Origin of the sequence: Lactobacillus sp. ESL0263 (assembly GCF_003692845.1) — a bacterium.
Lineage (GTDB): Bacteria > Bacillota > Bacilli > Lactobacillales > Lactobacillaceae > Lactobacillus > Lactobacillus apis.
In genome coordinates, this window is sequence record NZ_REHL01000006.1 from 303,897 (window position 1) to 317,489 (window position 13,593).

The 13,593-nt window shown below is 36.4% G+C and carries 13 protein-coding genes; 5 read left to right on the forward strand and 8 right to left on the reverse strand.

All coding sequences use genetic code 11. From position 1 onward, the window contains the following. Window positions 1–4: 4 nt before the first annotated feature. The 3 genes from F5ESL0263_RS08690 to F5ESL0263_RS07800 form a co-directional block, all read right to left on the reverse strand. On the reverse strand, window positions 5–1,903 hold the full coding sequence (locus tag F5ESL0263_RS08690; RefSeq protein ID WP_158593030.1) for an SLAP domain-containing protein: 1,899 nt from the start codon (window positions 1,901–1,903) through the stop codon (window positions 5–7). A gap of 511 nt (window positions 1,904–2,414) precedes the next feature. Continuing rightward, on the reverse strand, window positions 2,415–2,678 hold the full coding sequence (locus F5ESL0263_RS07795; protein WP_122036153.1) for a DUF2922 domain-containing protein: 264 nt from the start codon (window positions 2,676–2,678) through the stop codon (window positions 2,415–2,417). Window positions 2,679–2,731: 53 nt separating this feature from the next. After that, a complete protein-coding gene (locus F5ESL0263_RS07800) occupies window positions 2,732–2,956 on the reverse strand; it encodes a DUF1659 domain-containing protein (protein WP_074425912.1) in 225 nt (74 codons plus the stop codon). A gap of 217 nt (window positions 2,957–3,173) precedes the next feature. Here F5ESL0263_RS07800 and F5ESL0263_RS07805 point away from each other — a divergent pair, with 217 nt between their 5' ends. From F5ESL0263_RS07805 to F5ESL0263_RS07815, 3 genes are all read left to right on the forward strand, one after another. Continuing rightward, a complete protein-coding gene (locus F5ESL0263_RS07805) occupies window positions 3,174–4,046 on the forward strand; it encodes a hypothetical protein (protein ID WP_122036155.1) in 873 nt (290 codons plus the stop codon). A gap of 242 nt (window positions 4,047–4,288) precedes the next feature. Then, entirely contained in the window at window positions 4,289–4,723 is a 435-nt protein-coding gene (locus F5ESL0263_RS07810) for a hypothetical protein (protein ID WP_122036156.1), read from the forward strand. A 122-nt stretch (window positions 4,724–4,845) separates the two neighbouring features. Next, window positions 4,846–6,876 (forward strand): KUP/HAK/KT family potassium transporter, encoded by a 2,031-nt coding sequence (locus F5ESL0263_RS07815; RefSeq protein ID WP_122036158.1) that lies wholly within the window; start codon window positions 4,846–4,848, stop codon window positions 6,874–6,876. Window positions 6,877–6,945: 69 nt separating this feature from the next. On the opposite strand, the gene lepB is transcribed toward F5ESL0263_RS07815, so the two are convergent. The 4 genes from lepB to F5ESL0263_RS07835 form a co-directional block, all read right to left on the reverse strand. Continuing rightward, complete coding sequence (lepB, locus tag F5ESL0263_RS07820; RefSeq protein ID WP_122036160.1) at window positions 6,946–7,587, reverse strand: signal peptidase I; 642 nt, start codon at window positions 7,585–7,587, stop codon at window positions 6,946–6,948. A 103-nt stretch (window positions 7,588–7,690) separates the two neighbouring features. After that, window positions 7,691–8,455, reverse strand: a complete 765-nt coding sequence (locus tag F5ESL0263_RS07825; RefSeq protein ID WP_122036162.1) for an ABC transporter permease — start codon at window positions 8,453–8,455, stop codon at window positions 7,691–7,693. 9 nt (window positions 8,456–8,464) lie between these two features. After that, window positions 8,465–9,220 carry an ABC transporter permease gene (locus F5ESL0263_RS07830; RefSeq protein WP_122036164.1) on the reverse strand — a complete coding sequence of 252 codons (756 nt, stop codon included), beginning with the start codon at window positions 9,218–9,220 and terminating at the stop codon, window positions 8,465–8,467. A gap of 4 nt (window positions 9,221–9,224) precedes the next feature. Then, the gene (locus F5ESL0263_RS07835) at window positions 9,225–10,115 is read right to left on the reverse strand and encodes an ABC transporter ATP-binding protein (protein WP_122036166.1); all 891 of its coding nucleotides are present in this window, start codon (window positions 10,113–10,115) and stop codon (window positions 9,225–9,227) included. Window positions 10,116–10,313: 198 nt separating this feature from the next. On the opposite strand from F5ESL0263_RS07835, the gene F5ESL0263_RS07840 reads away from it, so the two are divergent. Both F5ESL0263_RS07840 and F5ESL0263_RS07845 read left to right on the forward strand, forming a co-directional pair. Further along, on the forward strand, window positions 10,314–10,826 hold the full coding sequence (locus F5ESL0263_RS07840) for a hypothetical protein (RefSeq protein WP_233558469.1): 513 nt from the start codon (window positions 10,314–10,316) through the stop codon (window positions 10,824–10,826). Between the two features lie 18 nt (window positions 10,827–10,844). Further along, window positions 10,845–11,486 (forward strand): hypothetical protein, encoded by a 642-nt coding sequence (locus F5ESL0263_RS07845; RefSeq protein ID WP_122036168.1) that lies wholly within the window; start codon window positions 10,845–10,847, stop codon window positions 11,484–11,486. Window positions 11,487–11,600: 114 nt separating this feature from the next. Here the strand turns inward: F5ESL0263_RS07845 and F5ESL0263_RS07850 are convergent, their stop codons facing one another. Further along, window positions 11,601–13,550: a M13 family metallopeptidase gene (locus tag F5ESL0263_RS07850; protein ID WP_122036170.1), complete on the reverse strand. Its 1,950-nt coding sequence runs from the start codon at window positions 13,548–13,550 to the stop codon at window positions 11,601–11,603. Window positions 13,551–13,593: the final 43 nt, after the last annotated feature.

Sequence of the window (13,593 nt, forward strand, 5' to 3'; positions counted from 1 at the left end):
TTAATTAAAAGTTAGCAACTTTAACGTATTGCTTAGTTGGGCCACCGATACGGTAGTAAGCCTTACCATTCTTGAATGTGTAAGGTGAACCGAAAGTAGTAACCTTTGAGCCCTTGCGTAATACACGACGGTCAGCACGTTTAGTACTTGTCTTGTATACGTAAGCGTTGTGAGTTAAAGTACGAACAGTACCATCGATGTTGTCAGCCAATACGTATTGGTTGTCATCGATTTGGTATGCTAAAGTGCCGTCAGCAAGCTTAGTAACTGCGCCTAAAACGTTGATGTTAGTGTAAGCTGCAACAGTCTTAGTACCAACACGCTTGTGGTCCTTGTCATAGATGTATGCGTTGTGCATAACTTTCTTAGCAACCTTGTCAGCTGGCTTGAATGAGCCATCAACATATTTGCTTTCTACGTAAAGGTCTGAGTCAGCACTGTTAATACGAGTGTATGACTTGTCACCAATCTTGATTGGTTCACCAAAGACAGCAATTTGGTCACCGTTCTTAACAACAGTCTTAGAATCAGTTACATTGTTACCTTCAATCTTGTAAACTGGAACGTCACCGTCTGATTGAACAGTCTTGTAAGTAGCACCCTTAACACCAACAGTTAACATGAAAGTAACCTTAGTAGTCTTCTTTTCTGCGTTTGTTGCGCTAACAACTACTGGGTATTTACCAGCAACCTTAGTGTTAACCTTTGAAGTATCAACATTAACATCTAATGTATTTGTGTTAGTGGTGTTAATTTGTGCACTAAACGCCTTCTTGATAGCTGCAGTGTCTACTACACCATTTACAGGAACATAATTGAAACCAATCTTAGCTGCACTTGAACCAGCACCAACAGTAAGATTATCAACATTTTCAATAGTCTTAGATGCACTTGTATCAGTAGAAACAGTTGGGAAGTGCTTTACCTCACCATTTTCATAGTAAGTAATTACTGGGAAAGTTGCGTCAACAACAGAAACATTAGGGTCAACAGTTACACCAAAAGTAGTCTTTTGACCGTTAGTTGCAACTACATTTAAAGTAACTACGAAAGCTGCGGCAGGCTTGTCAAAGGTTTCATCTGAGCCCTTAGTAGTAATGCCAGCTGCCTTAAGTGATGCACGAACATCTGCTTCAGGATCAACAAACTTAGCTGTTGCGTTTACTGTATCAGTTGATGCGTTAGCTTTATTAGTAGTTACAGCTGGTTCATATTTACCATTAGGATTAGATTCAGAATATGCTAAAGCCTTTGCAAGTGCCTTAACACTGTAATCAGCAGCCTTTAAATCATAAGAACCTGAATCAAGTGCAGGGGCAGTTTCACCTTTATTAGCTTCTCTAACATAAGGTGCACCAGCTAGTGTAGTGTCTGTAACAGAAAACTCACTACTAATTACTGCAAAGTTTGCAATGGTACCAGTGTTATCTGATTTTGCTTTAGCAGCTGTTGCAGAAGACTCATTTACTGTATATTGTGTGTTTGCCTTCAAGCCTGTAATAGTTACATAGGCAATAGCAACATAGTGTCCATCTTTAAGTAGGGTTGGTACATTGCTGTCAGCAGTTTTATCACCCTTAAAGGTAACAGAACCATCAGTTACTGAAGTAACATCATCCTTGTTATAAACTTTAGCTTGTGAAACAGTTACATTAGCACCTGTTGGTAAAACTGGAGTTGCTAAACTTGCAGTTACTTTTGAAGCTGAGTCTCCGGCAGCTAAAGCTAGAGTATTAGTAATATTTAACTTCAAAGTAGCCTTGTCAGTGGTACTTTGACTAGCACCACCAATAACAGTAACATTAGTATCAGCTAAAACAGTTGATACAGTAGAAGCAGCAACTGGTGCAACAGCTAATAAAGCAGCTGCAGCAGCACTAGCAATTCTTAAATTTTTCTTCATGTGGTCTTTCCTCCTTGTGTATATACAAAATAGTAATAGGCTATAGGTTCAGTCGTTTAGAGCCTACATTGTTACAACATCCTTCAAGCCGAATCCATAAGTTTATAACTCTTATGAGGTAGCTTTCAGGCTGAAGAACGCGCATGCGTACAGACTTACGTGCCTGAAGCATAGCTATTACTTACCACATTTCATATTGTACCTACCTTTAGCTAAAATTGCAAGGTGAGCGGATATTTTACACACTTTTGTAATAAACGCTTACAGATTGTTGCAAAAATTATTTTTTTAATTAATTCGCAAAAGCTTATGTAGCAATTATTTTTACACTTTTAAAAATCAGCCAGTGTTCTTAAATTATTTTATGCAACATTAATTTTACAAAACATTAACAAATTAACAGGAAATAAAGTAAAAAGTCATGCCTAATTAAACAAGGCATGACTTTTTAATAAATAATTATCTTCAACTAGTAAACTTTTTTATTTTTCTAATCAACCTAGTTGTGAGCTTAAGCAGTTGCAACCCTTTTTGAACTATCTGAAGACTCATCGAACAAATTTCTAACCACACGTTCAACATATGAAGCAGATTGTGGAATCTTATAGACATCAACTCCATCTTTTGCAAATGCATCTGCATCTGCAATTGTCTTCATTGCCGTTTTAACTTCTACTGAAGTCAAGTGATCAGCGGCATCCGGTAAGGCCAATGTGACCTTTTTATCATCACCATTTAAAAATACTAATTGTAAAGTTTTTGATTTAGTTACCAAATTAATCTCGCTCCTTTTCTTTCCTATATTTAATTAGCTAGCAAAAATCTTTTTTAGTTAACGGTGTCAATTAGCGGAATTGCCTGCTTTTGAATTAAGGTTGCGGCAGTCAAGTCCGCACCTTGCAGACTTGCAAGTGCATCCCCCACCTTAGCCAAACCTGCGGCAGATGCTCCCTTTTTCACATTTTTAAAGACACGCGATTTAATATTATCTTTGCCATCTTGTTGATTGTAGAAAGTGTATTGGATTGTTTGCTCTAATAAATCTAAACTCATATTTTTTACCATCCTTTTGATTGAATTATTGAAACTAACAATGTAAGAAGTAGCGCGCTAGATGTCTTACACTATTACTAACGAAATGAGACGGCAAAGTGTAACAAATTTCTTGAGAATTTTTTATATTATTGGCAAAAAACGTGTATCGGTAGTCAAACCAACATTAACCCTCTATAATTAATGTAAGAATTAGTAAGGAGGATAAATTCCTATTATGAAAAAATCCACGATTTGGACGATCGCAGCCCTGGTCATTATTGCCCTTGGTGGTGGCGTCTTTTACGCAACCCAAAAATCAAATAGCAATCAAGTAGATGCTTCTTATAACAGCGCTATTCAATCTGGTAAAGAAGCCGTTAAAGACAAAAATTACACTAGAGCAAGTAACGCGTTTGATAAGGCCCTTTCGATTAAGAAGACCAATCAAGCACAAGCTTATAAAGAACAAGCTGACAATATGACGGCTGCAATTAAAGCAACTAAAGATGGTGAATACGATGACGCCCTTGCCAAGACTAATGATGTCGTTAAGCAGAGCAACGGTTATTCCGTTTTAGTTAGCCACGGTAAAAAGCTGACTAAGACCATCAAGGGTGTTCAAGATAATTATGAACACGAAATTAAGCCAATTTTTGCAGCTGCTAAGCAAAACGAAGATGACAAACAATACGACCAAGCCGCTGACCAATACCAAAAAGTGCTAGACCTACCTTATATTGATGGCAAGTACTACGCTAAATATAAGAAACAAGCTAGCGCTGGCCTTGATAAGAATAAGCAGGCTGCTAAAGATAATAAAACTGAAACTGAAGCTTCTTCTAATAGTAATTCTAACAGTGCCAATTCTAATGGCGGTGACACTGGTAATGCAGGTAAAACTGGTGAAGGCTCAATGGGCGACCACAAGGTTCACGGTCAAACCGTTACAAATGACCAAATTGCTCAACTGCGCAAACGTGTAACTAAACTTGGTTACGAAGGTATGGCATGGAGTCCTCAAGATTTAATCGATCTTTACCGTAAATCTGGACGTGCAAATCCTGATCAAATTACTAAGAATGATGTGCAAAACTATCTAAAACCATAATTAATACTTTATAATGAAGAAAAGTTTTAAAAGCGTCTAAGTATTTTAGCTAAGACGCTTTTAACTTAGGCATTTTTAGCCATTTAATCATGTGCAACAATAATGCTATAATTTGACTAACTGAAGAAATGAGCTACTAGGTTTTTCTCAAGTAGCTACTGTATAGTTGCTTTTACCGCTTAAACTCTGTAAAATGACTATTGACTTTCACGTTTCCTATTTTTACTAAAGGGGTGTCTGCTTTGACTGAAAAAGAAACAAATATCAAAGAGCAAGATAATGAACAAGAACAAGAAAATGAAGAATTAAAGGTTATCATGCCTGAAGCTGAATGGACAACAATGCCTGAAGAAGAATTTGCTGAACAACCTGATTATTTAAGAGTTTTCACTGACTTCTACATTGCTAAATTCAATCAGCGCGACTTGGAAATCATGAACACTTATGATCCTGATTCAAACATGGTTGATATTAACCACTATGTAATGGATAACATCAAATTTTCACGTAATGAATTGGTTAAGCATGCTTTGCAATACCACGCTAACAACTTTCAAAATATAGTAGACGAAATTGTTAAGCAAGATAGTATTAAACCTGAAGAAATGACTTCATACAGCGATTGGGACAACTGGTACGAAGACCGTCGTAATAATATTTCTACTTCTTTATCATAATTTACTTGTACTATTACGAAAAAAAGAACAAAATAGATACTTAAATGGGAATGTCGGTTGACATTCTTTTTTACTTAATTAAATAAAATCTTGAAATAGTCTAATGGGAGTATCAGATTACTATGGATCACAAGAAGAAGCGGATTTCCGCGGCCGGTTTGTTAATCACAATTGGGATTGTGTACGGTGACATCGGAACTAGTCCGCTCTATGTTATGAAATCGATTGTTAATGGTAACGGCGGCATCGCCAACGTTAACCGCGAATTGATTTTAGGTTCAATCTCACTGATTTTTTGGACAGTTACATTATTAACGACTGTTAAATACGTCATAATTGCGCTTAATGCGACCAACCGTGGTGAAGGTGGTATTTTTGCCTTATATGCACTCGTTCGTAAGCGAGCCAAATGGTTGGTTATGCCTGCCTTAATTGGTGGGGCTGCACTACTTGCAGACGGGACGCTAACACCTGCAGTTACCGTTACGACCTCAATTGAAGGTCTGAAAAATATGCATTTTGGCAGTAGTGTTCCTGTTCCCAATCAGAACTCCGTCATTGTGATTACCATTATCATTTTGTTACTACTCTTTTCAATTCAAATGTTGGGAACAAGTAGTATCGGTAAAGCGTTTGGACCAATAATGTTGGTCTGGTTCACTTTTTTAGGTGTAATCGGTATTAGCAATATGGCTCATGACTGGTCAATTATCGAAGCACTTAATCCTGTATGGGCAATTAAAATTTTATTCAGTCCAGCAAACAAAGCCGGTATTTTCATTTTAGGTTCAATCTTCTTGGCAACTACCGGTGCCGAAGCACTATATTCAGATGTTGGTCACGTTGGCCGTGGCAATATCCTAGGCTCTTGGCCTTACGTATTTGTTTGCTTGTCCCTAAACTATCTTGGTCAAGGTGTTTGGATTTTGCAAAACCCTAATTATCAAACTAACGGTGGCGAATTAAACCCATTCTTCGAGGCCGTGCCAGCTAACTTACGATTATTTGCCATCATTTTGGCAACTATTGCCGCAATTATCGCTTCACAAGCCCTGATTACTGGTTCATTTACACTTGTATCTGAAGCCAGTGGTTTGAAGTTTTTACCACGGATGAAAATCAATTATCCAACAACCGAACACGGTCAGATTTATATTCCATCTGTTAACAAGATGATCTGTATCGCAACCATTGGTGTCGTTCTTTTCTTCCGTACTTCGGAACACATGGAAGCAGCCTACGGTCTGTCAATTACGGTTACCATGTTAATGACCACCCTGCTCTTATTCGAGTACTTGGCTTCTAAGCATCACCCATTTATTTTGCGTCTTTGCTTCTTACTTGTCTTTGGCTTTATCGAAGGCATGTTCTTGATTTCAAGTTTAACCAAGTTTATGCACGGCGGTTACGTAACTGTCTTAATTGCTGGCTTTATCGGTGTAATCATGTTCATTTGGTACTTCGGTAACAAGGTACGTGATAAACACGAAGGGGCAAAAACTTATGTCCGTTTGGACGAATACACTGATATGTTGACTGACTTAAGTCATGATGATGATTATCCAGTATACGCAACTAACTTAGTTTATATGGCTAAAGTGAAGTACAACAAGTTTATTAAACGTGAAATCATGTACTCCATTTTGGATAAACGACCAAAAAGAGCTGCTGCTTATTGGTTCGTATCAGTTAACATTACTAATGAGCCTTATACTGCGCGCTATGCGGTTAATACATATGGCACCAAAAATGTCATCAACGTTCAGCTTTTCTTAGGTTTTAAAAAGCAAACTAGTGTGAATGTTTACTTGCGGCAAATCGTTCAGGACTTAATCAAGGACGGAACAATTGAGGCACAACCGCAGGATTACACTACTACGCCTGGTCGCCAAGTTGGAGACTTCTCATTCGTTATCGTTAACGAAGTCTTCAGTCCACTTACCAAACTTAAGGGCTTTGAAAAGCTAATGCTAAAAGCTCGTATCTGGTTACAAAACTTGTCTTCCAATCCAGCATCTTGGTTTGGCTTAGAATATACCGATACGGTAGTTGAGCAAGTCCCATTAATTCTGGGCCGTCCTAAGACAAAATTGCACATTAAGCGTGTTGCACCAAAGGACTACTCTAATTTAAAAGATCAGGAAACTGAATAAAAAAGAAGCATCTGAAGATTTTCTTCAGATGCTTTTTATGTCGCTTAAATTGTGTCTAACGTATTGTCACTAATACAAACTAAGTCGGTTAAGTGGCCAGTATCGAACTTTGACTACCCCTTCAATTTTACTTCTAGGAATTGCGCCAATGTAACGACTATCCTTTGATACACTCCGGTGGTCACCCAATACAAAGTATGAATCTTTCGGAACCTTATTAGTTTTTCTCATCAAGTTCAACTGCGCTGCCGTATAAATTTTCTTATAATCTTTTTTAGTTGCTAACGAGCGAATTGAAAAGTTTCCAGTGTCAGAGTAGTGCGTACCATTGAAACCATCCTCATGGTCTATCAGTTTAAAGCCCGGTTCTAAATAACTCTGGTCAATCTTTTTGCCATTAACATAAATCTTATTGTTCTTTGCAGTAACTGTATCACCTGGTAAGCCAATGATTCGTTTGATATAAAACGCTTTTGGTTCATCAGGAGCTTTTAGAATGATAACTTCGTTACGCTTTAGTTCACTATGGCGATAAGCAATGACGCGCTCTTGATTTTCAAAAGTTGGTTGCATTGAAATGCCTGATACAGAGCATTTAACTATTACAAACTTGGTTAACAAAAAATTGATTATGACAAAGGCGATGAATAAAACGACTGTATACTTAAAAATATCGTAGAAATCTTTTTTACTTTGCTGGTTATCTTTCATGAGCTTAACTTTCTTTTCTATTACTGAGAATAAGTTTATACAATAAGTATATTATAAACTTTAGAATGAAGAATCCCAGTGTATCAGGCATCAAACTTTTTTATTAAAACCGCTTTTTTCGAAAAATCCAATAGCCAATAACAAAGAAAACAGCGATATAGATTAACGTGCCCATAAGAAGCTCAACATTACTAAGATGTGTAGTTAGATGATATGTAGCATAATTACCATACTGTCTAGACAGATTGAGCATATTGAAAGGATTCCATTTGAGAACACTAACAAGCTTCGGCTTACTCATAATATCTGATGAAATACTTTCACCTAATAGTACTACTAAAAGGCTAGTAGTCATGACAACTGCATTACTGTTAATTAGACAAGATAATAAGAAAATTATTGTAATGATCAGCATGGACACCGCTAAATCCAACAGCGTCGCTTGCAAAGTATTAACCCACAGTGGCTGATGATAATAATTGATACTTGTCCACGAAATGTTGGATTTGAACAAAAATCCTTTCAGTACAACTGTGTACCCAACTGCAACAAGATGTAAAAATATGTCATAAACAAGGAGCACTAAGTATTTAGATAAGTAAACGTAGATTTTATTAGATGCTTTATATAGCAAAGTTAAAATAGCGTTGTTTTGGTACTCCATAGAAAAACTAGTAGCCCCAATAACTATCAAGATAAATGTTATCCAATCCGTTGCATCATAACACATCACTGCTGTTAGTCTTGCTTCATCGCTGCCAATAGCATAACCAGTAAATATCATTAGCACTAACATGATAATTGGCGCAAGCCAGAACATTTTTTTATGATAAAGTTTGAAAAATTCTTGCTTAATACTGTAAATCATTTTTCCTCCTTATACTCTACGACGTTTGAAAAGATAATAGCCCAGTAAGCCAAAAATGATTCCGTAAACTACCGTAGCAATAATCAATTGAAAATTAGTTAAGTTGGACTTTAATGCAAAAGAGCCTCTAGTCAGCTGTTGAGAAATAAAAATCATATTCAATGGATTCCACTTAAGAATTCCAACAGCTGTTGGAAAAGTATGCATCAGTGCAGTAGAAAAGCTAGCGCCAAAATATGCTAAAACTAAGCCGATACAAATTACAACCGTATTTGCTTTTACTAACATGATTAACATGAATGATAAGCCAACAATAAAAAAACAATAAATGACTGCGCCGAAAAGGTTAAGAAGCAAGTTGGTTAGAATTGTATGGCCTTGATAATAAGCAAGCCAGTGATACTGACCGGGTACTGTCAATAGACTAAGCAGGAAAGTTAGTAGAATTGCGCCCAGTGCTAAAGCAATGCTGTAGCAAAAAACCACTAAAAACTTTGCTAAATATATCTTCAGTTTGCTTGAATTTTTATAAAGCAGCATAACTATTGTTTTGTTATCATATTCCATCTCAAAAAATGCTGCACCCACTGCAATAATAATAACTGGTATCCACTCAATCGCCCCAAAAGCAAAGATTAAAGTGGATTTATTGATGGTCTTGGTCAATGTCGAATACAAAGTTGTTACTAATAAAACGAGCAGGCCTAACAAAGCTATCTTCTCATGGCAAAATTTATAAGTTTCTTCTTTTAAGGCTGTTAGCATCTTTTTAATCCCTTTCCTTGTTTAGGGTATCAACCACTATCTGCTCAAAGTTTGCTTCAATTGGCAACATTTCTTTTAAATGTAGTTTCTTTTTAGCAAGCTCATCTTGAATTTTAAAAATGTCCTCTTGTCCTACAATTAAATATTGTTTTTGTTTTTTAAAATTAATTCCCTTAGTCTTAAAGAGGTGCTCAGCTTGCTCATCATTTTCAGTAGTTAGTTTGTATTTCTGATGGCTAATTGCTTCAAATTGACCGATACTTTGATTCAAAATAATCTTTCCACCGCTTATTAGTAAAACTCTGGTCATCACTTTTTGTAATTCACTTAAAATATGACTAGAAATCAAAAAAGCAGTGCCCCCATCAGCATATTTTTTAATTAGTTTTCTAACACCAATTGTCGCCTCAATATCTAGCCCATTCATTGGTTCATCCAGAATGACTAGCTTAGGCTTGTTTAAAAGGGCAATCGCAATCCCCAATTTTTGCTTCATCCCTAGGGAATACCCTTTTGCTTTCGACTTGATATAGGAATCCATCCCTAATTCTGAAATAATTTTGACCATATCTTGATGGTTATAAGAATACAATTCAAGGTTTTGTTCACCAGTTAAAAAAGGATAGATTGCTGGATGTTCGATCAAAGCGCCAACTTTTTCCAATGCATGATGATTATTTTCCGTAATCGCTGCTCCGGACATAGTGATTTTGCCAGTAAACTTTGTCAGACCCAATATGGTTTTCATTATTGTTGTCTTTCCTGCTCCATTTGGTCCGATTAAGCCAATAATATCACCTGCCTTTATCTGAAAAGAAGCGTCCTTAACAATTTCAGTCCTACCAATATAGGTACAAACATTATCTAATTCCAGTACTTCTTGACTATTTTTCATTAAGCTACCTCCCGCAATTTTAATATTACTGTATTACTTAACTGATACACTAATATTAGATTAGAATTAATCTTTTTGCAACTACTCATAGTAGGTAGCAATAAAAAATCAAATGCATATCTATTATTGAACTGTCATTTTTTAGCTTTTTAAAATATAATAACTGGAATGTTAGTTTTATATATGGAGAAATAATTTGTGAAAGACAAACTACTAATCGATGAAAAACAAGCTACTGCACTTTTTGATGCTTATTGTTCATCTGAAATAAATCAAGGTCATTACTATGTTGATTTTGTTCCTATCACTTTTATGAATGAGGATTTTGCTGAACTAGCTGATTATTTGGCAATTAATTACAAACCAGATTTTGCCAAAAAGATTATTTTTATTGCTTTTACCATTCTTTGTTATTATGATTCAGCAGTCTTCTTACCTGGCAATGACTATTTAGAAAAATATACTAATAAAGACTTGCGCCATACTGATTTGGAGAGCATTGCTAAAGAAATTAGAGACAAAGTAATTAAAAACCGCATGGGTTTGTATATTTTCTTTCAAACCGAAGACAAAGACCACATTTCTTTAATGAGTATCGAAGATGAATACAGTACACATTTTTTTGGTCTTTCTGGGGAAGCACAAAAGATGATTGAACAGCTAGTAACTCACCAAGGTTTATTTTTCAAAAAAGTTAAAAATATTGATTAAATCAAGGAGAACTTACCGATGTCAGTTGAAAAAGACTACGAAATAATTAATAAGATACTCAGCGAAAACAAAGATAGTTATTACGTTGACTTTGTTCCCATTACTTTTCAGAATGCGGACTTCGCGGAATTAGCTGATTATTTAGAAAAACACTATAAAAAAGATTTTGCTAAAGGTATTATTTTTACTGCTTTCACTATTCTTTATTACTATGAGTCAGTTGTCTATTTGGATAATGACTGCGAAGATCCAGTTTATCCTGACCTGATTAATGACGACCTGAAAGAGTTGGAACTAGACAGTTTAGCAGAACTCATCCAAGAAGTGATTATGGAAAACTGGTCAGGACTAACCATTCTTTTTAAAAATGATGGTAAATATTCCTTAATGCAAATTAAGGATGGCTGTGACGTCTTTTTTGGAAATCTCTCTGGTGAAGCACTAAAAATAGTTGATCAATTGATTACTCAGCAAGGCCTTTACCTCAAGAAATTTGAACGCGAATATCGCACTGATTCTTTCGAAGAAGAAGGTGGCTGGAAAATCGAGCCGGATAATAGTCCTCTAAGCTTCCACAGTGAAAGTTTTTGGAAGCTCAAGGACAAAAATGATAAGCGTGTAAGCTTACTGGATAAAGAAGGTAAAGTATTAGGCGAATAAGTAAAGAAAGAGTAGCTTTCCTTACCAAAACGCATCTTAAATATCAAAAAAGCCCCTTTTCTATAACAGAAATGGGGCTTTTCGTTTTATTTAATTTTTGTCTATTAAACTAGATTACCAAATATAAACGCGTTTATCTGGATCTAACCACATACCATCTTCTGGCTTAACATCAAAAGCCTTGTAGAAGTCATCTTGACATTGAGTCTGAACGTTAGCACGTAATGGACCAGGAGCGTGAACATCAACTGCAGTTTGACTCTTAATTGATTCAGTCAATTGTTTGTTAGCCCAAATGCGAGCGAAGTTTTCGAACAATTTCTTCAGGTCTTCGTTCTCATTCTTAGCAGCTTCAACTGCTGCAGTTAAACCACCTTGGTCTGCAATGTTTTCTGAAACAATTTGCTTACCGTTAAGAGTAACTGGGCCATATTCAATACCATCAAACAGGTCAATTTCAGCTTGCGTACGCTTCTTAAATTCAGCGTAGTCTTCGTCAGTCCACCAGTTCTTCATGTTACCAATTTCATCGAATTGCGCACCATTGTTATCAAAGGCGTGTGAAACTTCGTGGGCAATAACAGTACCAATACCACCATAATTAGTAGCACGGTCTTGTTTTAAGTCATAAAATGGTGCCTGAAGAATAGCAGCAGGGAATGTTAAGTCGTTTCTTTGTGGGTCATAACATGCGTTAACGAGGTTACCAGGCATTGCCCAAACTGTCCGATCAACTTCCTTGTGCAATTGTTCAAGGTTGTACTTTTGCTCCACAATGCCAAATGCACGTTCATTTGAATAAAGGCTACCGCCCTCATTAGCTGGAACCACCTTTAAGCGATTGTAAACTTCTTCAATCTTGTCAGGGTAACCAATCTTTAGCTCTAAAGCGTTAACCTTAACAATGGCCTTTTCTTTAGTTGCTTCTGACAACCAGCTATTGTTTTGCAAGCGATCCTTATAAACGTCAAGCATGTGATGAATCATTTCTTCAACATCTTTTTTGGCATCCTCACCAAAATATGTCTTGCCGTAGTAAACACCAACAACTTCGCTGAAGTCTGAGTTAGCAAATTGATATGCTTGCTTTTCACCACTTGTTAATTTTGGTTGACCATTTAATGCTTGGCTGAATGGGAACGCTGCTTCACGAAATTCTTGTGATAAAGCAGGAGCTGCAGCATTAATAAAGTTAACAATCATCCAGCCTTTGATTTCATCAAAGTTTTCTTCATTGATAATTTCGTTAATGTGATCCAAGTAGCGTGGTTCTTCAACAATAATTCGTTCAGGTTCTTCGCCAATTGCTTCTTTCAAGTAGTAAGCAATCTTGAATTGATCAAACTTAGCTTCAAAGTCTGCAATCTTCATTGGATTGTAAGTAGCAGGATAATCTGCCCATTCTTCTGTAGACTTAACAATCTTAGATAGCTTAGCATCAAACTTAATAGCATCTTCTGCATATTTTTCTGCTTTAGCTTGATCAATACCAGCCATGGTTAAAAGCTTAACTGATTGCTTTTGTAAAATGTCTAATAGCTTTGGTGCATCAGGAGTTTGATAAGTGGTAGTGTCCGGTAAATATGTTCCTGGACCTGCAAAATACAAAGCATTAACTTTAGTATTCTTCATGTCAGGTGAAACATCAAAGCCAAATGGGATTGAAGCAAAAGTTGATAAGGCAGGCGCATTTAAGTTGTAGTCAGAAAAGTCCTTAATGCCGTCAAGAATAGCTAAATCGTCCTTAATTGGATCAGCGCCTTCTCTATTACGCTTGTCAAAATCGCATGCTAATTTATAGAGCTTAACTGCTTCATCCAAGTTAGGGACATCAGGAATTTCCTTTTTGCCAGATGCAAAATCAGCTAAATCCTGCATTAAATGCTTTTCAACGCTAACGTCAATGCCATCAAATGATGCCATACGTGAACGATCTTCTGGAATCTTAGTTTTTTCAATCCACTCAGAGTTAACAGCTAGGTATAGGTTATCCTGAGGTCTTGTGCCAACTTTTGGTTCAATGACGTTGCCGCTACCGCCACGAATTGCCGAAATATTTTTCATTGAGAGAATCCTCCCCTTTTTTCTAAAATTAAAAATACACTAA